21 protein-coding genes and 2 pseudogenes are annotated in these 23,543 nt (G+C 62.8%); 7 read left to right on the top strand and 16 right to left on the bottom strand.

The window, feature by feature from the left end; genetic code table 11:
* Positions 1 to 76: 76 nt before the first annotated feature.
* Positions 77 to 727: a response regulator transcription factor ErdR gene (gene erdR, locus ACZ5KU_RS06760; protein ID WP_054060996.1), complete on the top strand. Its 651-nt coding sequence runs from the start codon at positions 77 to 79 to the stop codon at positions 725 to 727.
* A gap of 75 nt (positions 728 to 802) precedes the next feature.
* Positions 803 to 1,168, top strand: a complete 366-nt coding sequence (locus ACZ5KU_RS06765) for a diacylglycerol kinase (protein WP_054060997.1) — start codon at positions 803 to 805, stop codon at positions 1,166 to 1,168.
* On the opposite strand, the gene ACZ5KU_RS06770 is transcribed toward ACZ5KU_RS06765, so the two are convergent.
* Positions 1,165 to 2,091, bottom strand: coding sequence for a LysR family transcriptional regulator (locus ACZ5KU_RS06770; RefSeq protein WP_054060998.1), 927 nt, complete (start codon positions 2,089 to 2,091; stop codon positions 1,165 to 1,167). The genes ACZ5KU_RS06765 and ACZ5KU_RS06770 overlap by 4 nt on opposite strands.
* Before the next feature lie 122 nt (positions 2,092 to 2,213).
* On the opposite strand from ACZ5KU_RS06770, the gene fpr reads away from it, so the two are divergent.
* A complete protein-coding gene (fpr, locus tag ACZ5KU_RS06775; protein WP_016966062.1) occupies positions 2,214 to 2,993 on the top strand; it encodes a ferredoxin-NADP reductase in 780 nt (259 codons plus the stop codon).
* A gap of 116 nt (positions 2,994 to 3,109) precedes the next feature.
* Here fpr and tsaA read toward each other — a convergent pair whose 3' ends face one another.
* From tsaA to ACZ5KU_RS06795, 4 genes and pseudogenes are all read right to left on the bottom strand, one after another.
* Complete coding sequence (tsaA, locus tag ACZ5KU_RS06780) at positions 3,110 to 3,805, bottom strand: tRNA (N6-threonylcarbamoyladenosine(37)-N6)-methyltransferase TrmO (protein WP_054060999.1); 696 nt, start codon at positions 3,803 to 3,805, stop codon at positions 3,110 to 3,112.
* An 11-nt stretch (positions 3,806 to 3,816) separates the two neighbouring features.
* Complete coding sequence (locus ACZ5KU_RS06785; protein ID WP_464736942.1) at positions 3,817 to 5,430, bottom strand: NAD(P)/FAD-dependent oxidoreductase; 1,614 nt, start codon at positions 5,428 to 5,430, stop codon at positions 3,817 to 3,819.
* Between the two features lie 108 nt (positions 5,431 to 5,538).
* A complete protein-coding gene (locus ACZ5KU_RS06790; protein WP_464736943.1) occupies positions 5,539 to 6,213 on the bottom strand; it encodes a COG3650 family protein in 675 nt (224 codons plus the stop codon).
* Between the two features lie 69 nt (positions 6,214 to 6,282).
* Positions 6,283 to 6,881: pseudogene (locus ACZ5KU_RS06795) on the bottom strand (short chain dehydrogenase).
* 106 nt (positions 6,882 to 6,987) lie between these two features.
* Between ACZ5KU_RS06795 and ACZ5KU_RS06800 the strand changes: the two are divergent.
* On the top strand, positions 6,988 to 7,902 hold the full coding sequence (locus ACZ5KU_RS06800; protein ID WP_464736944.1) for a LysR family transcriptional regulator: 915 nt from the start codon (positions 6,988 to 6,990) through the stop codon (positions 7,900 to 7,902).
* On the opposite strand, the gene ACZ5KU_RS06805 is transcribed toward ACZ5KU_RS06800, so the two are convergent.
* The 8 genes from ACZ5KU_RS06805 to ACZ5KU_RS06840 form a co-directional block, all read right to left on the bottom strand.
* Positions 7,903 to 8,664: an HvfC/BufC N-terminal domain-containing protein gene (locus ACZ5KU_RS06805; protein ID WP_464736945.1), complete on the bottom strand. Its 762-nt coding sequence runs from the start codon at positions 8,662 to 8,664 to the stop codon at positions 7,903 to 7,905.
* Positions 8,661 to 9,545 carry an MNIO family bufferin maturase gene (gene bufB / locus ACZ5KU_RS06810; protein ID WP_464736946.1) on the bottom strand — a complete coding sequence of 295 codons (885 nt, stop codon included), beginning with the start codon at positions 9,543 to 9,545 and terminating at the stop codon, positions 8,661 to 8,663. Before bufB ends, ACZ5KU_RS06805 begins: the two co-directional genes overlap by 4 nt.
* Before the next feature lie 8 nt (positions 9,546 to 9,553).
* Positions 9,554 to 9,859: a BufA1 family periplasmic bufferin-type metallophore gene (locus tag ACZ5KU_RS06815; RefSeq protein ID WP_464736947.1), complete on the bottom strand. Its 306-nt coding sequence runs from the start codon at positions 9,857 to 9,859 to the stop codon at positions 9,554 to 9,556.
* Positions 9,860 to 10,025: 166 nt separating this feature from the next.
* Entirely contained in the window at positions 10,026 to 10,727 is a 702-nt protein-coding gene (locus ACZ5KU_RS06820) for an ABC transporter ATP-binding protein (RefSeq protein ID WP_054061007.1), read from the bottom strand.
* Positions 10,728 to 11,495: a high-affinity branched-chain amino acid ABC transporter ATP-binding protein LivG gene (gene livG / locus ACZ5KU_RS06825; RefSeq protein ID WP_054061008.1), complete on the bottom strand. Its 768-nt coding sequence runs from the start codon at positions 11,493 to 11,495 to the stop codon at positions 10,728 to 10,730.
* On the bottom strand, positions 11,492 to 12,745 hold the full coding sequence (locus ACZ5KU_RS06830; RefSeq protein ID WP_054061777.1) for a high-affinity branched-chain amino acid ABC transporter permease LivM: 1,254 nt from the start codon (positions 12,743 to 12,745) through the stop codon (positions 11,492 to 11,494). The genes livG and ACZ5KU_RS06830 overlap by 4 nt, the downstream gene beginning before the upstream one ends.
* The gene (gene livH / locus ACZ5KU_RS06835) at positions 12,742 to 13,665 is read right to left on the bottom strand and encodes a high-affinity branched-chain amino acid ABC transporter permease LivH (protein WP_054061010.1); all 924 of its coding nucleotides are present in this window, start codon (positions 13,663 to 13,665) and stop codon (positions 12,742 to 12,744) included. The genes ACZ5KU_RS06830 and livH overlap by 4 nt, the downstream gene beginning before the upstream one ends.
* Positions 13,666 to 13,893: 228 nt before the next feature.
* A complete protein-coding gene (locus tag ACZ5KU_RS06840) occupies positions 13,894 to 15,012 on the bottom strand; it encodes a branched-chain amino acid ABC transporter substrate-binding protein (protein WP_054061011.1) in 1,119 nt (372 codons plus the stop codon).
* Between the two features lie 349 nt (positions 15,013 to 15,361).
* Here ACZ5KU_RS06840 and ACZ5KU_RS06845 point away from each other — a divergent pair, with 349 nt between their 5' ends.
* Positions 15,362 to 15,667 (top strand): DUF2288 domain-containing protein, encoded by a 306-nt coding sequence (locus ACZ5KU_RS06845; protein WP_054061013.1) that lies wholly within the window; start codon positions 15,362 to 15,364, stop codon positions 15,665 to 15,667.
* A 249-nt stretch (positions 15,668 to 15,916) separates the two neighbouring features.
* On the opposite strand, the gene ACZ5KU_RS06850 is transcribed toward ACZ5KU_RS06845, so the two are convergent.
* On the bottom strand, positions 15,917 to 18,091 hold the full coding sequence (locus tag ACZ5KU_RS06850) for a hypothetical protein (protein ID WP_054061012.1): 2,175 nt from the start codon (positions 18,089 to 18,091) through the stop codon (positions 15,917 to 15,919).
* 198 nt (positions 18,092 to 18,289) lie between these two features.
* Here ACZ5KU_RS06850 and ACZ5KU_RS06855 point away from each other — a divergent pair, with 198 nt between their 5' ends.
* Positions 18,290 to 19,189 (top strand): NAD(P)-dependent oxidoreductase, encoded by a 900-nt coding sequence (locus ACZ5KU_RS06855; RefSeq protein ID WP_464737392.1) that lies wholly within the window; start codon positions 18,290 to 18,292, stop codon positions 19,187 to 19,189.
* Positions 19,190 to 19,318: 129 nt separating this feature from the next.
* On the opposite strand, the pseudogene ACZ5KU_RS06860 reads toward ACZ5KU_RS06855, so the two are convergent.
* Both ACZ5KU_RS06860 and ACZ5KU_RS06865 read right to left on the bottom strand, forming a co-directional pair.
* Positions 19,319 to 21,367, bottom strand: a pseudogene (locus ACZ5KU_RS06860) (putative bifunctional diguanylate cyclase/phosphodiesterase); the annotation flags it as partial.
* A 122-nt stretch (positions 21,368 to 21,489) separates the two neighbouring features.
* Positions 21,490 to 21,858: a YkgJ family cysteine cluster protein gene (locus ACZ5KU_RS06865; protein WP_464736948.1), complete on the bottom strand. Its 369-nt coding sequence runs from the start codon at positions 21,856 to 21,858 to the stop codon at positions 21,490 to 21,492.
* Positions 21,859 to 22,070: 212 nt separating this feature from the next.
* Here ACZ5KU_RS06865 and ACZ5KU_RS06870 point away from each other — a divergent pair, with 212 nt between their 5' ends.
* Positions 22,071 to 23,417 (top strand): spinster family MFS transporter, encoded by a 1,347-nt coding sequence (locus ACZ5KU_RS06870; protein ID WP_464736949.1) that lies wholly within the window; start codon positions 22,071 to 22,073, stop codon positions 23,415 to 23,417.
* Positions 23,418 to 23,543 lie beyond the last annotated feature (126 nt).

The following is a 23,543-nucleotide window of genomic DNA, read 5'->3' on the forward strand; positions in this document are numbered from 1 at the left end:
TCAGGCCGTCGCTTCGAGATGCCTCGGCGTGTATCGACCCGATCGATGCCGCCTAGAAAACAGGATCATTTGAAAAATGACCACATACGAAATCCTGATCGCCGATGACCATCCTCTCTTTCGCAGTGCACTGCGCCAGGCCTTGACCCTCGGGCTCGGCCCCGAGGTGCGGCTGGTGGAGGTGGCGAGCATCGCCGAGCTGGAAACCCGCCTGACCGAGAAAGCCGACTGGGACCTGGTCCTGCTGGACCTGAACATGCCCGGCGCCTATGGCTTCTCCGGGCTGGTACTGCTGCGTGGCCAATACCCGCAGATTCCGGTGGTGATGGTTTCGGCCCAGGAGGAAGCCGCGGTGGTGGTGCGTTCCCGCGAGTTCGGTGCCAGCGGTTTCATCCCCAAGTCCAGTTCCCTGGAGGTGATTCAGCAGGCCGTACGCAATGTGCTCGACGGCGAAGTCTGGTGGCCGCCCCAGGCGTTCGAGGCGGTCAGCGTTTCCGATGAGGCCAAGGCCGCCAGTGCTGGCCTGTCGAGCCTGACCCCCCAGCAGTTCCGGGTGTTGACCATGGTTTGCGAAGGCCTGCTGAATAAACAGATCGCCTATGAGCTGAGTGTGTCCGAGGCGACCATCAAGGCCCATGTGACGGCGATCTTCCGCAAGCTGGGGGTGCGTACCCGAACCCAGGCGGCGTTGCTCCTGCAACAACTTGAGTCAATTTCGAGCCAGTAAAAACGCCTGTTATTCACGCTTTTTTGACTTTGGTTGAACTAGCTTTCCCACACCATTTTGCTCAGTTGCCTACCTATGTCGTCGCCTTTTAAAGGTCAAACCGGTTTAAAACGTATCCTCAACGCGTCGGGATATTCCCTGGATGGCCTGCGTGCCGCCTTCACCGGTGAGGCGGCGTTCCGCCAACTGGTGTTGTTGAACGTGATCCTGATCCCGGTGGCGTTCTTCCTCAACGTCAGCCGGGTCGAGCGTGCTTTGCTGATTGCCGTGTGCCTGCTGGCGCTGATCGTCGAGTTGCTCAACTCGGCGGTGGAGGCGGCCATCGACCGCATTTCCCTCGACCGTCACCCCCTGTCGAAAAACGCCAAGGACATGGGCAGCGCCGCGCAGTTCGTGGCCCTGAGCATGATCGCCCTGGTCTGGGCGGTGATCCTGCTCTAGACCAGGCTCGGCAGCACGATCTCATCGCTGCGACGCACGCCGGCGGTGAGGTTGCGGCACAGCTCCAGGAATTCGCGCATCGCCGAGGTCTGGTATTTCTGTTTATGCCAGATGAAGTAGAACTGCCGCGCCAGGTCCAGTTCCGGGGTTTCCACGGCCACCAGGCTGCCGCGGCGGAAGGCATCGCGTAGCGCCAGGCGCGAGATGCAGCCGATGCCCAGCCCCGACTCCACCGCACGCTTGATCGCTTCGGTGTGTTCCAGCTCCAGGCGCACATTCAGTGAGCTGCGGTGATGACGCATGGCCTGGTCGAAGGTCAGCCGGGTGCCCGAGCCCTGTTCGCGCAGGATCCAGGCTTCACGGGTCAGTTCCTCCAGGCTCGCCTGGCCGCGTCGGGCCAATTGATGCTGCGGAGCACAGAACACCACCAGTTCATCCTCGACCCAGCTCTGCACCTCGATATCGGGGTGGCTGCAGTCGCCTTCGATCAGACCCAGATCAATTTCATAGTGCGCCACCTGCTGCACAATGTTCGCCGTGTTCTGCACATGCAGTTTCACCTGGCTCTCCGGGTGCAACTGCATGAAGCTGCCGATCAGCAGGGTCGCCAGGTAGTTGCCGATGGTCAGGGTCGCGCCGACGGCCAGGGAGCCGAAGCCGGACTTGCCGTTGAGCAGGTCCTCGATTTCCTTGGCCTGGTCGAGCAGGGCCACGGCCTGGGGCAGCAGTTGCTTGCCCAGGGCATTGAGGCTCAGGCGCTTGCCGGCGCGATCGAACAGTTGGCAGCTCGATTGCCGTTCCAGTTCGGTGATCGAGGTGCTCGCGGCGGACTGGGAAAGCGCGAGCAGGCCGGCGGCACGTGATACGCTTTCCTGCTGGGCGACGGCGACGAATACTTGAAGTTGACGGAGAGTAAATCGCATATCTATATAACCGATAACCCTTATCTTGATAATTCATTTAACAGATATTGTCGCCGCCATTAGAATGCTATGCAATTGCGCTCATTGATAGCGCAGGCCAAATCTCCAGGAGCCCTATCCCAATGAGCAACATGAATCACGAGCGTGTCCTCAGTGTTCACCACTGGAACGACACTCTGTTCAGCTTCAAGTGCACCCGCGATCCGGGCCTGCGCTTCGAAAACGGTCAGTTCGTGATGATCGGGCTGCAGCAGCCCAACGGCCGGCCGCTGATGCGCGCCTACTCGATCGCCAGCCCGAACTGGGAAGAACATCTCGAATTCTTCAGCATCAAGGTGCCGGATGGTCCGCTGACCTCGCAACTGCAGCACCTGAAGGAAGGCGATGAGATCATCATCAGCAAGAAGCCTACCGGTACCCTGGTGCTCGACGACCTGAAGCCGGGCAAGCACCTGTACCTGCTGAGCACCGGCACTGGCCTGGCGCCATTCATGAGCGTGATCCAGGATCCGGAAACCTACGAGCGTTTTGAGAAAGTGATCCTGTGCCACGGCGTGCGTTACGTCAACGAAGTCGCCTACCGCGAATTCATCACCGAGCACCTGCCGCAGAACGAATTCTTCGGCGAGGCGCTGCGTGAGAAGCTGATCTACTACCCCACCGTGACCCGCGAGCCGTTCGAGAACGAAGGTCGCCTGACCGACCTGATGCGCAGCGGCAAGCTGTTCCGCGACATCGGCCTGCCACCGATCAACCCGCAGGACGACCGCGCCATGCTGTGCGGCAGCCCGAGCATGCTCGAAGAGACCAGCGAAGTGCTCAACAGCTTCGGCCTGACCGTTTCGCCGCGTATGCGCGAGCCGGGTGACTACCTGATCGAGCGCGCTTTCGTCGAGAAGTAAGGTCCGTTTCGGAGCTGTGGCAGCCGGCTTGCCGGCGATAGCGTCCGCAAGCCGGCGCCACAGAAAAAAGCCCGCGTTGCCGAAAGGCAGCGCGGGCTTTTTCGTTTCTGGCGTTTCTACTCGGCGGGCACGACTTCCAGCACGCGGATCACGCCCGCCTGCGGGTAGTGCCAGCGCACATCCAGGTCCCAGAACTGCGCGCCGTATTCCCGCTCGGGTGTGGGGGTCTGGTACGCCGGACGCGGGTCCTGGGCCAGGCACTGTTCGATCAGCTCGATCAGTGGCTCGCCCAGGCGCCGGGCGTGCGCCTGGGCCTGGTGCAGGGCGCTGTCCGCCCACTGCACGGGAATCAGCTGCGGCGCCGCGCTGGCGATGTCGTTGACGGCCGTGGCAACGCTGTCGGCATAGGGCACGTAGGGCTTGATGTCGAGAATCGGCGTGCCGTCCAGCAGGTCGATACCGGAGATCCACAGCCGATGGCCTTCGACCTTGTCCAGCCGCACCACCGACTGGCCGATACCGTTCGGCCGGTGCGTCGCCCGGGTGGCGAACACGCCGATGGACTTGTTGCCGCCCAGGCGTGGCGGCCGCACCTTGAGCCGCGGCTTGTCCTCCAGGGCCTGGTGGAACAGGAACAGCAGCCAGACATGGCTGACCTGTTCCAGGCCCTGTACCGCATCGCCCTGGTCGAACGGTGCCAGCAGTTCCAGAACGCCGCGCGCCGCCGGCGCCAGTTGTGGCTGGCGCGGGATGGCGAATTTCTCCTTGAAACAGGAGCGCACGAAACCGATCGGCGAGACGCTGTAGCTCATCGCGGCAGGCCTCAGGCCTCGATCCCGAGGATATTGCGCGCCACCGCTTCGGCGATGCGGATACCGTCGACGCCGGCCGAGAGAATGCCGCCGGCATAACCGGCGCCTTCACCGGCCGGGAACAGGCCCTTGACGTTCAGGCTCTGCATCGACGCGTCGCGGGTAATGCGCAGCGGCGACGAGGTGCGGGTTTCGATCCCGGTCAGTACCGCATCGTGCAGCGAGTAGCCCTTGATCTGCCGCTCGAAGGCCGGCAGGGCCTCGCGGATGGCTTCGATGGCGAAGTCCGGCAGCGCCAGTGCCAGGTCGCCGAGGGCCACGCCCGGCTTGTAGGACGGCTCGACGCTGCCCAGGGCGGTCGACGGCTTGCCGGCGATGAAGTCACCGACCAGTTGCGCCGGAGCCTCGTAGTTGCTGCCACCGAGCACGAAGGCGTGGGACTCCAGGCGTTCCTGCAGCTCGATACCGGCCAGCGGGCCGCCCGGGTAGTCGACTTCGGGGGTGATGCCGACGACGATGCCGGAGTTGGCGTTGCGCTCGTTACGCGAATACTGGCTCATGCCGTTGGTCACCACCCGGTTCGGCTCGGAGGTGGCGGCGACCACAGTGCCGCCCGGACACATGCAGAAACTGTAGACCGAACGGCCGTTGCTGGCATGGTGCACCAGCTTGTAGTCGGCGGCGCCGAGTTTCGGGTGGCCGGCATACCTGCCCAGGCGGGCGCTGTCGATCAGCGACTGCGGGTGCTCGATGCGGAAACCGATGGAAAACGGCTTGGCCTCCATGAACACGCCGCGGCTGTGCAGCATGCGGAAGGTGTCGCGGGCGCTGTGGCCCAGGGCCAGGACCACGTGGCGCGAATGCAGCTGTTCACCGCTGTCGAGCACCACGCCGGTCAGTTGCCCGCCGTCGAGCAGCAGGTCGGTGACCCGCTGCTGGAAGCGCACTTCGCCGCCCAGCGCCTCGATTTCCTTGCGCATGTTTTCGACCATGCCGGTCAGGCGGAAGGTACCGATGTGCGGCTTGCTGACGTAGAGAATCTCTTCCGGCGCGCCGGCCTTGACGAACTCCTGCAGAACCTTGCGGCCGTGGTGGTGCGGGTCCTTGATCTGGCTGTAGAGCTTGCCGTCGGAGAAGGTCCCGGCACCGCCCTCGCCGAACTGTACGTTGGACTCGGGGTTGAGCACGCTCTTGCGCCACAGGCCCCAGGTATCCTTGGTGCGCTGGCGCACTTCCTTGCCGCGTTCGAGAATGATCGGCTTGAAGCCCATCTGCGCCAGCAGCAGGCCGGCGAAGATGCCGCAGGGGCCGAAACCGACCACGATCGGCCGCTCGCGCAGGTCGGCCGGCGCCTGGCCGACCACCTTGTAGCTGACATCCGGCGCCGGACCGACATTGTGGTCGTCGGCGAACTGCTTCAGCAGGGCTTCTTCGTTGCGCACCGCCAGGTCGATGGTGTAGATGAACAGCAGTTCGGACGACTTCTTGCGGGCGTCGTAGCTGCGCTTGAACACGGTGAAGTCCAGCAGGTCAGCGCTGGCGATGCCCAGGCGCTGGACGATGGCCGAGCGCAGGTCTTCATCGGGATGGTCGAGCGGCAGCTTGAGTTCGGTGATTCGTAACATGACAGGGTCCAGTATGCGGCCACGCGGGCGCGCCGGCTTTACAACAAACCGGAGATTATAAGCCCCAACGGCGGTTTTCCGTGAGGCTTGAATGACTGCTGGTCCGAATCAGTCGTTGCGGGCACCGCCGAACGTGGCGCAGCCGCGCTGCACCTGGCCGTTGATGCGCAATTCGGCGCTGAGGTGGCGGACACTGCCGGTGGTGCTGTCGACGCAGCGCTGCGGTGCCACCCACAGCTCGATGTGCTGGTTGTTGGCTTCGGTGCTCAGGCTGAAGCGCCCGTCACCCAATTGCTCTTCCAGGTAGGGCAGGACCAGGGGCGGCTGCTTGTCGCGCTCGAGGATCATGCCCTTGCCGCTGGCCTTGAACGACCAGTCCGGGCCATGGCCGCTGGCGATCACGGTCTGGCGCCGGAAGTCGAGGTCGGCGCAGCCGCCGGTATCGCGTTCCAGACGGTAGAGTTGCTGCAGGTTCAACTGGCCGTCGGAGCTGTCGGCCTTGCTCGACGAGAAGCTGCCGCGCAGGTCGACGAACAGTTTGCCGGGCTTGCCGGCGAAGGTCGCGGCTTGCTGGGCGATGCTGGTGTTGCCGCTGTCGTTGACGATGAAGCGGCGTTGTTCCTGGCAGGGCTGGAACAGCAGCTTGCCATCGACACTGCTCAGTTCGCCCTGCATGCGGTTCAGTCCGGCCGTGGGGTGCGGGCCGCTGGGGGCGAGCATCTGGCAACCGGCGGCGAACAGGGGCAGGGCGAAAATCATCAAGGAACGGGCGGCACGCATCATCGGGTCTCCTGGCAAGTGCCGCCACGTTACCCAGCCTGGACCCGCATCACAAGCCTTGTGGGAACCGGCTCAACCGACGCGGTAGGTCTGGCCGGTCTGCAGGCCTTCCACGCTCTTGGCGTAGGCCAGCGCCACGTCCACCGCCGCTACCGGCTTGAAGCCACGGAAGTAGGGCGCGTACTCGTCCATCGCCTCGACCAGCACGGTCGGGCTCACCGAGTTGATCCGCAGACCCCGCGGCAATTCGATCGCCGCCGCCTTGACGAAGCTGTCGATGGCGCCGTTGACCAGGCTGGCCGAGGCGCCGAAGCGGATCGGGTCATGACTGAGGACGCCGGTGGTCAGGGTGAACGAGGCGCCGTCACTGGCGTATGCGCTGCCGATCCGCACCAGGTTGACCTGGCCCATCAGCTTGTCCTGCAGGCCCACCGCGAAATCCTCTTCGGTCAGTTCGGCCAGCGGGGCGAACCTGACGTTGCCGGCGGCACAGACCAAGGCATCGAACTTGCCGGTCTGTTCGAACAATTGACGAATCGAGGCGCTGTCGCTGATGTCCACGTGCAGGTCGCCGCTGGTGCGGCCGATGCTGATTATCTCGTGTCGCTGGATTAGTTCTTTTTGATGGCCGAACCGATGGTGCCGCTGGCACCAATCAAGAGAATTTTCATCCTGCGCTTGCTCCTGTGGGGGGATTGAACACTCAGTCTAGGCTGGATTTTTCCCCGGATAAGCGTGCTAATAGGCAACCTTTGGTTTTATTCTGGAAACAATCCCGTGAGCGAAATGGATGACCTGGCAGCCTTTGCCGTGCTGGTCGAAGCGGGCAGCTTCACGCTGGCCGCCGAGCAACTGGGGTGCAGCAAGGGGCAGTTGTCCAAGCGCATCAGCCACCTGGAAACACAGTTCGCGGTGCAACTGCTGCACCGCACCACCCGGCGCCTGAGTCTCACCGCCGCCGGAGCGGCCCTGCTGCCCCAGGCCCAGGCACTGGTGGTGCAGGTGCAACGGGCGCGCCAGGCGCTGGCCCGGCTCAAGGACGATATCGCCGGCCCGGTGCGCATGACGGTGCCGGTGTCCCTGGGCGAAACCTTTTTCGATGGACTGCTGCTGGAGTTCTCGCGCAATTACCCCGATATCCAGATCGAGCTGGACCTGAGCAACAGCTTCCGCGACCTGGTGCGCGAGGGCTTTGACCTGGCGATTCGCACCGAGACTGGCCGCGATGAGCGACTGGTGGCCCGGCCGCTGTTGGTGATCAACGAACTGACCTGTGCCAGTCCGGCCTACCTCGAGGCCCATGGTGAGCCGCAGACGCCCCAGGAGCTTGCCAACCATCGTTGCCTGCTCAACAGCCACTACAGTGGGCGCGAGGAGTGGCAATACCATCGCCAGCATGAACTGCTGCGGGTGCGGGTGGGTGGCACGTTTGCCAGCAACCACTACAGCCTGCTGAAGAAGGCCGCGCTGGCCGGTGCCGGTATCGCCCGGCTGCCGTCCTACGCGCTGGCCGCAGAGCTGGCAGACGGGCGTTTGCGCTGGCTGTTGCGCGACTATCACACCCGCGACATGCCGGCGTACCTGGTGCATCCCTACCAGGGCGGGCTGCCGCGGCGCACCCAGGTGCTGGCCGACTACCTGATCGGTTGGTTCAAGCGCAGCAGCGAGGCACTGGAGCGGCTTGAGCTGTAGTCATGCCGCTTGCAGCCGGGTAATGGCGCCGTAGCGAATCAGCAGGCCCAGCGTCTGGGCCGGATCGAATTCGGGGTCGGCTTCATGGGCGTGGGTCATGGCGCTTTCCAGCGCTTGTTCATTGAGCAGGCCCTGGATGAAGACCCGGCTGCCACGGTCGAGCCTGAACACCTCGACCTGCCAGTTGCAACGCAGTACCAGTGCTGTTTCACCCCGGCTCGGGTCGATCTGCTCCAACCGGCCTTCGCCCTGGTGCGCCAGCCAGATCGACAGCGTCGCGTAGCGTGACTCCAGCACCGCGACGCTGGGGTGCAGGCCGACCAGCAGGCGGCCCAGGGACTCCGGTGCCGCCAGGTGCAGGCCGATCTGTTCCGGGCTCAAGGGCGTGGCATCGGCGGCGTGATAGGCGTTGATCCGCAGGCGCTCCAGGCACGCGACGTCGGCCAGGTACGGCACGCTGGCCGCTGGCGCGAAGCCGCGGATGAACGTGGCGAACTCCCGACCGTAGTCGTTGAGGATCGGGCTGCGGGGCGGGTGCTGCCGGACATGCACGGCGGCCATGGCCCGGAAGAACTCGTCGCCGACCAGTGCCCGGACCACCGGGTAACTGTCGGCCAGGGCGTTGATCAGCGAGCTCTGGACATTGTTGCGGTACACCGCGAAACGGCTGGCCGGATCGGCACCGTTGCGGCTGTGCAGGCCGGGCGGGCACGGCTGTTGCGGGTCGAGCAATGCCGCGCTGAAGCGGTCCAGGTCACTCATCGACGTACCTCGACACCATTGAGCAGGGCCTGGGCTCGTGCCGCTTCAACGAGCAATTCGCTGAAGGCCGGGACGCGGTTGTCGCGCTCGATCAGGGTCGGCAGCGCCCCGGTCCTGGCCAGCACCTGCTGGTAAAGGGCCCAGACCGCCGAATCGATGGGCGCGCCGTGATCGTCGATCAACAGACGGTCGCCGAGGCTGTCACGGTCCTCGGCGAAGCCGGCCAGGTGAATCTCGCCGACGGCTCGCAACGGCAGGGCCCCGATGTAGGCCAGTGCATCGCGTTGATGGTTGACGCAGGAGACATACACGTTGTTCACGTCCAGCAGCAGGCCGCAGCCGGTGCGGCGAATGACCTCGCTGATGAAGTCCGTCTCGTCCAGGGTCGAACGCTGGAATTGCAGGTAGGTCGCCGGGTTTTCAAGCAGCATCGGGCGTTTCAGGGTGTTCTGCACCAGGTCGACATGTTCGCAGACCCGTTGCAGGGTGGCCGGGTCGTAGGCCAGTGGCAGCAGGTCGTTGAGAAACACCGGGCCGTGTCCCGACCAGGCCAGGTGTTCGGAAAACGACTGTGGCTGGTAGCGCTCGATCAGCCTGGCCAGGCGCTGGAGGTGTTGCCGGTCCAGCGGGCCTTCGCCGCCGATGGACAGGCCGACCCCGTGCAGCGACAACGGATAGTCTTCGCGAATCCGCCCCAGGTAATGGTGGAACGGGCCGCCGGCGACCATGTAGTTCTCGGCATGCACCTCGAAGAACCCGAGGTCGGGGCGGCTGTCGAGGATCACCTGGAAGTGCTCGCTCTTGAGCCCCAGCCCGACCCTGGATGGGAGCGGGTGGGCGCGGGCGCAATCAATGGGCGCGGATTGCGCTGACGGCGGCATTGCGCGTGTCAGCCTTTTTCGGTGAAGGCCTGCAGTTGGCCGAAACCGGTCGGCGAGGTGCTGCTGGCGGTTTTCTCGCAGGTGCCCTTGGGCACCAGTTTCCAGGCGCTGCCCTGGTTGTCCTGGGTCGAGGTACCGGCACAGCTGGTACCGGCGCCGGCGGCGCAGTCGTTCTGGCCCTTGGCGGCGACACCAAAGCATTTCTCGGTGTCCCCGGCGTGGGCGGTCATCGGCAGTGCGGCGATGCTCAGGGCGGAGCCCAGGGTCAGGGCGAGGGCGGCGGCGGACAGCGTACGGCTGGTGGCGTTGCTCATGGTCGATCTCCAATTGAAGAGGGCGCCTTCCTGTCTGGTATGGGCAGCGAGGGTAGGCGGGGTGCGGCCAACATAATCGATTATGGGCGGCGAGGGTACGGACACGATGTTCCGGGCAAAGAAAAGCCCCGACAGAACGGGGCCTTCTCGTTGCACGGCAGTGGAATCAACCGCCCAGGTACGCTTCGCGGACTTTCGGGTCGGTCAGCAGGTCATTGCCGCTGCCTTCCATCACCACCCGGCCGTTCTCCAGCACGTAGGCGCGATCGGCGATCTTCAGCGCCTGGTTGGCGTTCTGCTCCACCAGGAACACCGTCACTCCGTCCTTGCGCAGTTGTTCGATGATATCGAAGATCTGCTGGATGATGATCGGTGCCAGACCCAGCGACGGCTCGTCGAGCAGCAGCAGCTTGGGCTTGCTCATCAGCGCCCGGCCGATGGCGAGCATCTGCTGTTCGCCGCCGGACATGGTGCCGCCGCGCTGGCTGAAGCGCTCCTTGAGCCGTGGGAACAGTTCCAGGACCTTGTCCATCTGCTCCTGGTAATCGCCCTTGTCGGTGAAGAAACCGCCCATGGCCAGGTTTTCCTCCACGGTCAGGCGCGAGAACACACGGCGGCCTTCCGGCACCACCGCGATGCTCTTGCGCATGATCTGCGAGGACTCCTGCCCCACCAGCTCTTCGCCCATGTAGCGAATGCTGCCGCTGTGGGCCCGCGGCGAACCGCAGAGGGTCATCAGCAGGGTCGACTTGCCTGCGCCGTTGGCGCCGATCAGGGTGACGATCTCGCCCTGGCGGACTTCCACGTTGACGCTGTGCAGGGCCTGGATCTTGCCGTAGAAGGTGGAAACGTTTTCGAACTGCAGCATTTACGCTTCCCCCAGGTAGGCTTTGATCACATCGGGATTGTCGCGGATCTGTTGTGGTGTGCCATCGGCCAGCGGCGTGCCCTGGTTGATCACGACGATATGGTCGGAAATGCTCATGACCAGTTTCATGTCGTGCTCGATCAGCAGCACGGTGACGCCGTGTTCCTCGCGCAGCACGCTGATCAGCGCCTTGAGGTCGTCGGTTTCCTTGGGGTTCAGGCCGGCCGCCGGTTCGTCGAGCATGAGGATCCGTGGACGGGTCATCATGCAGCGGGCGATTTCCAGGCGACGCTGCTGACCATAGGCCAGGGTGCCGGCCGGGCGGTTGGCGAATTCGGTCAGGTTGACCTTGTCCAGCCAGTACGCGGCGTATTCCATGGCTTCCCTTTCGCTCTTGCGGAACGACGGGGTCTTGAACAGACCGGCCAGGAAGTTGGTGTTCAGGTGACGGTGCTGGGCGATCAGCAGGTTTTCCACGGCGGTCATGTCCTTGAACAGACGCACGTTCTGGAAGGTCCGCACCACGCCCTTGCGGGCGATCTCGTGGCCGGCCAGGCCCTGGATCGGCTGGCCGTCGAGGATGATGCTTCCGGCGCTGGGCTTGTAGAAGCCGGTCAGGCAGTTGAACACCGTGGTCTTGCCGGCACCGTTGGGGCCGATCAGTGCCACGACCTGTTTCTCTTTCACGGTCAGGGCCACGCCGTTGACCGCCAGCAGGCCGCCGAAGCGCATGCTCAAGTTTTCGACTTTCAGGATCTCGCGGCTCATTTGCGCAGCTCCATGTGTGGACGTTGCATCGGCAGCAGACCCTGTGGACGCCAGATCATCATCAGCACCATCATGGCGCCGAACATCAACATGCGGTAATCGCTGAATTCACGCATCAGCTCCGGCAGCAGGATCATCACGATCGCTGCGAGAATCACCCCCAGTTGCGAGCCCATGCCGCCGAGCACGACGATGGCGAGGATGATCGCCGATTCGATGAAGGTGAACGACTCCGGGGTCACCAGGCCCTGGCGGGCGGCGAAGAAGCTGCCGGCGAAACCGGCGAAGCAGGCACCCAGGGTGAATGCCGAGAGCTTGATCACGGTGGGGTTCAGGCCCAGGGCGCGGCAGGCGATCTCGTCTTCACGCAGGGCTTCCCAGGCGCGGCCGATCGGCATGCGCAGCAGGCGGTTGATCACGAACAGCGCGAACAGCGCCAGCAGCAGGGCGACCAAGTACAGGAAGACCACCTTGCTCACCGGGTTGTAGGCCAGCCCGAAGAACTCGTGGAAGGTCTTCACACCCTCGGCGGCACTGCGCTCGAAGCTCAGGCCGAAGAAGGTCGGCTTGGGGATGTTGCTGATGCCGTTCGGGCCGCCGGTGAGGTCGGTGAGGTTGCGCAGGAACAGCCGGATGATCTCGCCGAAGCCGAGGGTCACGATGGCCAGGTAGTCACCGCGCAGGCGCAGCACCGGGAAACCGAGCAGGAAGCCGAAGGTCGCGGCCATCAGACCGGCGACCGGCAGGCACAGCCAGAAGCTCCAGCCGAAGTAGTGCGACAGCAGCGCGTAGCTGTAGGCGCCCACCGCGTAGAAGCCGACATAACCCAGGTCGAGCAGGCCGGCCAGGCCCACCACGATGTTCAGGCCCAGGCCCAGCAGCACGTAGATCAGGATCAGGGTGGCGATATCGACCGCCCCCCGCGAGCCGAAGAACGGCCAGATCAGTGCGGCCACGATCAGGCCGATGATGATCCAGCGCTGGGTCCGTGGCAGGGTCAGGAACTGACCGACCTTGGGCGACACCAGCGGGCCACGGGACGACTTGAACATCGTGCTGACCTGCTGGCTGAACAGCACGCGCAGGAACATCAGCACCGAGCAGAGGGCGATGACGGTCAGGGTCAGGGGACCGGTGCCATGCACTTCGAGGTTGATCCCGACGATGCTCAGCTTCAGGCCGAGTACCGGAAAGGCCACGGCCCAGACCAGCAGGGCGCTGAACAGCGCCTGTTTGAGATATCTGTTCATACTTTCTCAACCTCCGGACGGCCCAGGATGCCGGTCGGACGGAACAACAGCACCAGGACCAGAAGACCGAACGCCACCACATCCTTGTACTGGTCGCCGAACACGTCGGCACCAAAGGCTTCGGCCACACCGAGCACCAACCCGCCGAGCATGGCGCCCGGAATGCTGCCGATACCGCCCAGTACTGCGGCGGTAAAGGCCTTCAGGCCCACCAGGAAGCCGGCGTTGGGGTTGATCACCCCGTACTGCATGCTCAGCAGCACGGCGGCGACCGCGGCCAGGGCGGCACCGATGACGAAGGTCAGGGCGATGATGTTGTTGGTGTTGATCCCCAGCAGGTTGGCCATCTTGATGTCTTCGGCGCAGGCACGGCAGGCGCGGCCCAGGCGTGAACGGGAGATGAACAGGGTCAGTCCGGTCATGGCGATCAGGGTGATCACGAAAACCAGGATCTGCATGTAGGAAATCAGGACTTCCTCTGCGCCCCCCGGACCGAAGGAGATGCTCCCCGGGATCAGGTTGGGAATGGACTTGTCCTTGGAGTCCTGGGACAGCAGTACGGTGTTCTGCAGGAAAATCGACATGCCGATGGCGGAAATCAGCGGAATCAGACGGTTGCTGCCGCGCAGTGGGCGGTAGGCAACGCGTTCGATACTGTAGCCATAGGCACTGGTCACGACGATCGTCGCGATGAACGCGGCGGTCATCAGCAGCGGCAGGGAGTGGATTCCCATCATGGCCAGCCCGGCAAGGACGATGAAGGCCACGTAGGAACCAATCATGTAGACCTCGCCATGGGCGAAGTTGATCATTCCAATGATGCCGTAAACCATTGTGTAGCCAATGGCTATCAAGGCATAGGTGCTGCCAATGGTCAGGCCATTAACCAGCTGTTGGAAGAAGTGATAGATCTCAGGCATTACAGCGCTCCTAAAAACCCGATACGCATTTCACTGGTGGAGTCATGTTCCGGCTCGTCGGGCGTGGTCTGTCGCCACGTTGGCACGAGCGTTTGCCAGCGAACCGCTGGTGACGGTTTTAAGATTTTCAGGTGAGCCAGCTCCCGGATCGCGGGTGTCAGGCCCATAAACCTCGTAAAACAAAGCCCACTGTGCAAACAGTGGGCTTGTTGACCTGTCAGGCCTGAGTTACTGAGGGGATACTTCGGTCTTCGGCTTGCCGAAGTGCCATTCGTAGACCACGAACTTGAAGTTCTTCAGGTCGCCCTTCTCGTCGAAGGACAGTTCGCCAGTCGGGGTCTTGAAGGTCCCGGCGTGGATAGCGGCAGCCACCTTGGCGGTGTCTTCGCTCTTGGCGTTCTTGATGCCGTCGGCGATCAGTTCGACAGCAGAGTAGGCCGGGAATACGAACGGACCGCTCGGATCCTTGCCGTCAGCCTTGATGGCGTCGACGATGGCCTTGTTCTCCGGGTCGGCATCGAAGGACTTCGGCAGGGTAACCAGCAGGCCTTCGGAAGCGTCCTGGGCGATCTGCGAGATGGAGTCGTTGCCGACGCCTTCCGGACCCATGAACTTGGCGTTCAGGCCTTTTTCCTTGGACTGGCGCAGGATCAGGCCCAGCTCTGGGTGGTAGCCGCCGTAGTAGACGAAGTCGACGTTGTTCTGCTTGAGCTTCTGGATGATCGAGGAGAAGTCCTTGTCACCGGCGTTCAGGCCTTCGAAGACCGCGACTTTCACGCCTTTCTTCTCGAGGGTCTGCTTGACCGCGGTGGCGATGCCTTCACCGTATTGCTGCTTGTCGTGCAGTACGGCAACCACTTTCGGTTTCACGTGGTCGGCGATGTAGTTGCCGGCGGCAGGGCCCTGGGCGCTGTCCAGACCGATGGTGCGGAACACCAGCTTGTAGCCACGGGCGGTGATTTCAGGGCTGGTGGCCGCCGGGGTGATCATGATCACGCCTTCGTCTTCGTAGATGTCCGAAGCGGGCTGGGTGGAGCTGGAGCAGAGGTGGCCGATGACGAACTTGACACCATCGTTGACGACCTTGTTGGCGACGGCCACGGCCTGTTTCGGATCGCAGGCGTCGTCGTATTCGACCGCTTCGAGTTTCTTGCCATCGACGCCGCCCTTGGCGTTGATGTCCTTGATGGCCTGTTTCGCGCCCGTGAACTGCATGTCACCGTACTGGGTCACAGGGCCGGTCTTGGGGCCGGCGATGCCGATCTTGATGGTGTCTGCAGCGAAAGAATGGCTGGCGATACCGGCCAGAACCATAGCGGCGAACAGTTTGGAAATCTGCTTAGTCATTAGTGCTCCACTCTTGCTGTTGTAATTTTTATAGTCCTGACGCCAGGGCGGCAGAACCGGGTTTTGACAACCCGATTTTACCCGGCAACTGTACCGATACAGTTTAGAGCGCTCGTTTATCGCTTGGATAGCGGGCTGCCGGGGACAAAATCGGGAGATGTCGCTTAAATGAAAGAAAGAGACAGAATAGCGGCAGATGGCCATGCAGATTATTATCTGGATGTTGCTGAGCTTTCACGGCAATCCCTGCAACCCTGATCCTTCTTTCACCCCAACCTTTACATCCGGGTTTTTCTACCTTGAGTCGCGACGTTATGATTGCGCCGATTTTTTCTCAGGTGGAACTCCCATGATTGAAGAACCTAGCACCCTCTATGCCAAGCTGCTTGGTGAAACTGCATCTATCCGCTGGGAGGAGCTGCAACCGTTCTTTGCCCGGGGTGCCCTATTGTGGGTCGAACCGTCGCTGGATCTGATCGCCGCGGCGCAGGCCATGGCCGAGAATCAGACCGAGAAAGTAGCGGATTGGCTGGCCACCGGAGCGTTGGCCAAGGTGTCTGAAACGCGGGCCCAGGATCTTCTCGAGCGTGATCCGAGCCTGTGGGCGGTGGTGGTATCGCCCTGGGTGATGATCCAGGAAAGAGCAACTGGGTAATTGAAGGCACTGTAATGGTGCATATGTGTTATGCATTTATGGCCTACGAGTGTGTAGGCCAGTAACCGCATGCAGCAGTAATGGCAGTTTGCCCGTGGAGAAAATCCACAGTCCTTGACAGGCATATCGCAGCTTCCCTGCCACGACATCCGATTCTGTAGGGCCCGGCTTGCCGGCTAAGCTTCTGGCGGCCTCAAGGGCCCATTCGCCGGCAAGCCGGGCTCCTACAGGGTGATGGGGGCGGTCGGCTCAGTACTCGGTCCGACCGGTGTGGCTGTTCAAGGAAATGACCTTGGTCTTGCCGATGCGGTGACGGTAGATCTCGCGCAGATACTTGATCGCCTTCTTCACGCAATCGCGGGACAGGCGGATATCGTTGATCGAGACGAACTTGTCCTTGTCATTGATCAGTTCGCGGTACTTCTTCTCGTACATCGGCTTGATCGCGTACCAGTTGGTATCGAGGATCTTCGCCGGGTTCTCGAACTCGTTGAGCAGGTCGTCGATATGCCCTTCGTCGAACTCGTCGCGGGTGATGAACTCGAGCATCGAGTTGTCCAGCGTGTCGTCGAAGCGGTACGGGTTGCGCGCGAAGCAGCGCTTGATGAAGGCCACGATCAGGGTCAGGAAGTCGTCCGACAGGCACGGGCTCTTGGCAATCAGCGTGGTCAGCGACAGGTTGGCCGAGGCCCCGATCACCAGGGCGTAGCGCTTGAGCGTGGTGTTGGGGAACAGGCTGTTGAGGTGGGTCTTGAGCCGGTTCAGGTCCATGTAGGACAGCTTGTAGTCCTTGGGCAGCGAGACGATCGAAACCACCGACGAGCAGTTCTTGAAGAAATGCAGGTCGTGCAGCGCCGCGGCGTCGTAACCCGAAGCCTTGTACTGCTCCAGGGCGGCGCGGTAGCGCTTGGACTCGATCGGCAGCAGGCTGATGCCTTCGATGGCCTGGGTGACCTTGTTGAAGTGCGGCAGGTCGATGGAGCGGAAGAACAGGTCGTCGATGTTCAACCGCTGCTGTTCCTTTTCGAACACCTTGAACTTGTCGCCGGTTGGCGCCGGCTGTTCCGGTACCACGGATTCGGCGTAGGCGATCGCCACGGGGCCTGCCAGGCTCATGAACAGGTCGTTGGCGTCCAGGCGGATGGTCTCGCCGATGTCGATGCCGGCACGACGGAAGTAGTTCTGGTCGTAGTCGGTGGTCACCGCCTGGGCGGTCAGGATGTTGAAGATCTGCTGGGAGATGTACTGGTTGGCGTGCTTCTCCATGGCATTGACATCAATGTTCTGGATATTGCCGTCATCGTTCTCTTCGGCATAACGCATGATGTCGTTGGAGATCAGCATCATCGCGTTCCATGGGCGGATACGGCCCATGACGCTGGCTTCGCTGCTGTCTTCATTGTCGAAGTTGTACGAGAAGTCCCACTCTTCCGACAGGTACTTGCAGAGCAGGCGGCCGGCGTTGATGTGCAGGGCCTCGGACATTTCGCTGCGATGGTCGGAGATGTTCGGCAGCACGCAGATGCCGCTGGTGAAGATCGGTTCGAAGACGAAGGAGTGGCCGCTCTTGCTGTCGTGCTCGTCCATCGGCTTGGTGTCGAACGTCTTGTTCATGTACGAGTACTGCTGGGCCAGGCCGAATTCCGAGGCCATGCCCGAACCGGTACCACCGCCGGCACTGAAGATCGAGAAGTACAGGCGCGACTGGTTGGCCTTGATGCCGCAGGAGTCGATCAGGTACGAGTGGATCATCTTCCAGTCGGGGCTGGAGAAGCGCTGGGTGTCCTTGTTCAGGATGATCTTGGCCAGGTACTGGCCGAGGATCGGGGCGTTACCCGCGCCACCGGCATGCACCTCGGACAGGTCCATGATCTTCATCTTGCTGTAGTCGCGGATGAACCCGCTTTTCTCGCCCTTGCGCGAAAAGCGGATGCGGCCGGCGATGTCCTTGTCCAGGTCGCCGAGCATCACCAGCGGTTCGACCAGAAACACCGGCTTGGCGGACTTGCTCTGCACCAGGCGCAGGTTATTGCGGATCCACTGGGCGGGGCGGTAGCCCTTGTCGACGGACTTGTCGTCGTTGTTGAATTCGTTGAGGTAGAACTTGCGGGCGTTGTAGACCAGTTCGGCGACATCCAGTGCGATGTTCGAGCCGCAGCGGCCCAGGCCGATCAGGCAGACCGAGGGGAATTCCTGTTCGCGACGGGCCTCGTTCTCCACCTCCAGGTGCGGTGGGCGCGGAAATACCATGTCGCGCAGACCGTCGAGGTTGTCGAGGATACGATCCGTATTGGTTTCCGTGAAATAAAGGTACTGCTGCGTCGCCAGTGGACGGGGCGTCGAGTAGGCCTTGTAGGTTTTTTCCACGACCGCGGGCGACATCAGATCGGATACTGCGTTGGCTGGGTTATTTTTGGAGGTCATTGTGCGCCATATGCCTGGTCTGGTTGGGCGGTCGAAGGGGATGTCAACGCGCCATCACGGTGAGAGATCGCGACTTTAACGCGCGATATTGGCTTGATCGATAGGGGTTGGCCCTAGGTTTCCCTAGGGCTAAACCCTGCTCTGGATATCGTTGAATCGGCCAGTATTTGACGTTCTTTAATTGACGGGGAACTTTTTATGAATTCTGTACTACCTGCTCTGGGGTTCGCCGGAATCGGCCTGATGGGGCTGCCGATGTGCCGTCGCTTGCTGGCCGCGGGGTACCCCTTGACGGTGTGGAACCGGTCGCCGCACAAATGCGCCGAACTGGTGGCGGCCGGTGCGCGGCAGGTCGCCACCCCTGCCGAGCTGTGCGCGCAGGCAGACGTGGTGATGCTGTGCCTGGCCGATACCGCGGTGGTGCAGGAGGTGGTTTTCGGGGTCGACGGGGTGGCGCAGGCGGCGAAGACGGGTCAACTGCTGGTGGATTTTTCCAGCCTGGAGCCCACGGCGACGCGACAAATGGCCGCGCGCCTGCTGGCCGAGCGCGGTGTGCGCTGGCTGGATGCGCCGCTTTCCGGCGGCACCGCCGGGGCCGAGGCCGGCAGCCTGGCGATCATGGCCGGTGGGGAAGTGGCCGATCTGGAACGGGTTCGCCCGGTCTTGCTGACCCTTGGCCAGCGCGTCACCCACATGGGGGCGGTGGGTGCCGGGCAGGTGACCAAGGCCTGCAATCAGATGATCGTGGCCTGCAATGCCCTGGTGATTGCCGAGGTGGTGGCGCTGGCGGAACGCTCCGGGGTGGATGCCAGCCTGCTGGCCGAAGCGCTCGGCGGTGGCTTCGCCGACTCCAGGCCGTTGCAGATCCTCGCGCCGCAGATGGCCGAAAGCCGTTTCGAACCGATCAAATGGCATGTGCGCACCTTGCTCAAGGACCTGGACGGTGCCGTGAAGTTCTCCCGTGAACAGGGTTCGGCGGCGCCCATCAGCGGATTGGCCGCACAGTTGATGCGCCTGCATGGTAGCCAGGGGTATCTGCAAAAGGATCCCGCGACATTGGTGAATCTGTATCGCGAGCCGCCGTCGCCGGCGGAGTGAGTGGCGTGACGCTGGGGGTGGGCGCTGGTTGAGCTGCCTGATGGTCGCGGGCAGCTCTTCGAACAACACCGGCCGGCTGAACAGGTGGCCCTGGATGTAGTCGCAGTCGTACTCGGCAAGGAACTCGTATTGCTGCTGGGTCTCGACGCCTTCGGTGACCACCTGCAGATGCAGGGTGTGGGCCATGACAATGATCGCCTGGATGATCTCCATGTCCGGGGCCGACTTGGGGATGTCGAGGATGAACGAGCGATCGATCTTCAGGGTATTGAGTGGCAGGCGCTTGAGGTAGGCCAGGGACGAGTAGCCGGTGCCGAAGTCGTCGATGGACAGCGAGACGCCGAGGGTGCGCATCTGCCGCAACAGCTGCAGGGTATTGGTGATATTGCCCATCAGCGCGTTTTCCGTGACCTCCAGCTCCAGCCGGTTGGCGCAAACGCCGGTGCTGCGCAGGATGTTTTCAATGTCGTCGGCCAGTTCCTCGCGTGCCAGGTTCAGGGACGAGCAGTTGGTGCTGACCATCAGGTCGCTGTAGCCCTGTTCGTCCAGTGCCGCCAGGTCCTGGCAGGCGGTGCGCAGGACCCACTTGTCCAGATCGGCGATCAGGCCGTTGGCTTCGGCGATGTGCAGGAAGCGGTCCGGGGCCAGCAGCCCGTGTTGCGGATGGTTCCAGCGTACCAGGGCCTCGAGCTTGGCGACCTGGCCGGTCCTGACCGCACAGATCGGCTGGTAGAACAGTTGCAGCTCGCGGCCGTCGCGCAGCGCCTGGCGCAGTTGTTCCTCCAGTTGCAGTTCCAGGGTCGCCTTCGTCTTCAGGTTGGCGTTGAAGAAATGCAGGCTGTTGCGTCCGGCTTCCTTGGACTGGTACAGCGCCAGGTCGGCGTTCTTCAGCAGTTCCTCGCAGGTCTGGCCGTCCTCGGGGAACACGGCGATCCCGATGCTGGTGGTCATCACCATGCGCCGGCCGGCCAGTTCGATCGGTTCCTTCATCTTCTGCATGATGCGCTGGGCCATGTGCCGGGCTTCGTCGCGCTTGTGCAGGCTGATGAGGATGCAGAACTCGTCGCCGCCAAAGCGCGCGACCACGTCGTCATGGCTGCGGGTGGCACTCTTGATGTGCGCGGCGATGACCTTGAGCAGCTCGTCACCGGCGTCGTGGCCGAGGCTGTCGTTGATCCGCTTGAAGTGGTCGATGTCGAGGAACATCACCGCCAGCATGCCGCCATTGCTGCTGCGCTCGATCAGTCTCTCGGCGAAGATCTGGTTGAAGCCGCGGCGGTTGATCAGGTTGGTCAGGGCATCGTAGTGGGCGACCTGGGCCAGGGACAGGCGGGCCTGGTCCAACTGGCTGAGCAGCGCGTTGACCCGGCGCAGGTCCTGTTCCTTGTGCTGCAGCTTCTTGTCGGAGAGGGCCGCGCTGATGCTGCTGCCGATGATCAGCAGGGTGATCAGCGCAATGGTCATGCCCAGTTGCAGATGGTTGTTCTGCACTGCGGCGCCGAGGACGTCGCCTTCCGGGACGACCAGGCGCAGTGCCCACATGCCGGTGAAGTGCATGCTGACGATGGCTGCGCCCATCACCAGGCTGGCGCTGTACTTGAGCAGTTGATGGAAGATGCCGCTACCGGTGCGAAAGTGCCTGGCCAGCAGCAGGGCCGCCAGGCTGGCGCCGATGGCGATCAGTACCGACAGGCCGACGAGGCCGGGTTGATAGTACTGCTGTGCAGTCGAACGCAAGGCCGACATGCCGACGTAATGCATGGCGGCGATCCCCAGCCCCATCGACAGGGCGGCGCGAACGGTCTGGGAAGGGCGCAGTTCGGCGCGACCGAGGGTGTGCATGGCGAGAAACGAGGCGAACAGGGCGATCAGCAGCGAGACCATGGTGGTGGGCAGGTCGTAACTCATCGCGATGGGCGTTCGAAACGCCAGCATGGCGATGAAGTGCATGGCCCAGATGCCGCCCGCCAGGCAACAGGCACCGACCCAGCGCCAAAGGCGCTGTTGCGCCGGTTTTTCCACATGACCGACCCGTTCGGCCATGTCGAGCGTGGCGAAGCCCGCGGCGCAGGCCACCAGATAGGCCAGCATGACCAGCAGCGGATCGTGGCTGCAGTCGAGCAGCAACTGCCCTTGCTCGGGAAGTTTGTCGACAAAATGCAAACCCAGCCACTCCATAGCCTGTCCTATTCCGCCCTTGGACTACCGACGCTGCGCGCCGACCAATGGGTTGGAGTATAGAGGCTCGTCTGGAGCCGGGAGCCCTAATGGCAGAGTGCTCCCAATGATTTGGCGATGAGCTAAATAGCGATTGGTACTAAGCTGGGCTGCTGTTCGGGCTCCAGGGGCGGCAGGCCGAAGGCGGCGCGGGCCGCATCGCAGCGTTCGTTGGGTTCACCGTTGACCCAGGCGGCATCGAATTCGCGGCAGGGGCTGGAGCGCTGGTGGTAGATCGAGCAACTGACCCCTTTACCGACTTCACCTTCAAGAGCGGTGCAGCGCGGCTTTTTCCCTTCGGTACCGTTCATGGCCACGCGGCTCGGACTGATCTGGCTGACCAGTTCGTCGGGCACCAGGCCGCCGCCCGACACGCACTCTCCCCAATAGAACGAGACACGGAAATAGGAACAGCAGGCACCGCAATTCAGACACGGATTAGCATCAGACATGGAAGGTCAACGGAGAAAGAAGAAGGGAGGGAGTTTGGCACTATTCTAGGCTTCGGCCGCGGCTTTGTAAGGGGGTGTTACAAGTATTTTTACGGGTCCCGATAGAGCCTCCATTGGCCGGTATCAGCGCCGCGAATGGTGGCAGACAGGCGATATCAGGCTGACTAGATTGAGTGGCAGCCAAGCCCTATAACAATAAAGAGACGGACCCCATGCAGAACTCGACCCAAGCGGCGAATGCCTGGCGCATTCTGTTCCTGTTGTTCCTTGCCAACCTATTCAATTTCTTCGATCGGACCATCCCGGCGATCATCATCGAACCGATCCGCATGGAGTGGCACCTGAGCGATTTCCAGATCGGCATCATCGGCACCGCCTTCACCATCGTCTATGCCATTGCCGGCCTGCCCCTGGGGCGCATGGCCGATAACGGTTCGCGCAGCAAGCTGATGGGCTGGGGGTTGGCGGTCTGGAGCGGGCTGACGGCGGTCAATGGCCTGGTGGGCAGTTTCTGGAGCTTCCTGCTGGTGCGCATGGGCGTCGGGATCGGTGAGGCCAGCTATGCGCCAGCGGCCAATTCGCTGATCGGCGATCTGTTCCCGGCCCATCGCCGGGCACGGGCCATGGGCATTTTCATGCTGGGCCTGCCGTTGGGGCTGTTGCTGGCGTTCTTCACCATCGGCGCGATGGTCAAGGCGTTCGACAGCTGGCGGGCGCCGTTTTTCATTGCGGCGGTCCCCGGCCTGGTGCTGGCGCTGTTCATGTTCTTCATCAGGGAGCCCAAGCGCGGCGCGGCGGAAACCGTACAGGTCGCCCAGACACGGATCGAGCGGCCGGTACGGCGCCTGCTGGCGATCCCGACCTTTCTCTGGCTGGTGCTGGCGGGGCTGACCTTCAATTTCGCCACCTACGCCTGCAACTCCTTCCTGGTGCCGATGCTGCAGCGCTACTTCCAGATTCCGTTGCAGGAAGCGGCGGTGGCCACCGGGGTGATCGTCGGCGTGACCGGCCTGGTCGGGCTGACCCTGGGCGGCTGGGTGGCGGACAAGATTCACCAGCGCATCGCCAACGGACGCCTGCTGTTCGCGGCCGTGAGCCTGGTGGTGTCGACCCTGGCCACGGCCTGGGCACTGCATGCCGGGCGGATCGAGATCGGTGTGTTCGTCGCCGTATTCAGTGTCGGCTGGCTGTTTGCCTACAACTTCTACACCTGCGTCTATACCGCGATCCAGGACGTGGTCGAGCCGCGGCTGCGGGCGATGGCGATGGCGGTGTATTTCGCCGGCCTGTATCTGCTGGGTGGCGGGCTGGGGCCGGTGGTGGTCGGCCTGCTGTCCGACCATTTCGCCCATGCGGCGATGCTGGCGGCAGGTGCGCAGGAAATGACCGAGGCATTCAAGGCCGTGGGTCTGCATGACGCGATGTATCTGATTCCGGCGGCGTTGCTGCTGACGCTGCTGTTCCTGTTCCAGGCGGCACGGTGTTTCAGTCGGGATGCGGCGCGGATGCGCGAGGGGATGGGGCAGGAGCAGGAAGGCGTGGCACCTGTAACGGCTTGATAGTCAGTTGAATGGGGGCCTGTTCGCGGATGAATCCGGCACCCACAGTGGAGCGGTGTTCACAGATTTTGTGATCACCACTGGACCTGTGGGAGCCGGATTCATCCGCGAACAGGGGCCCTGAAG

It is taken from the genome of Pseudomonas sp. Tof1, assembly GCF_055390395.1.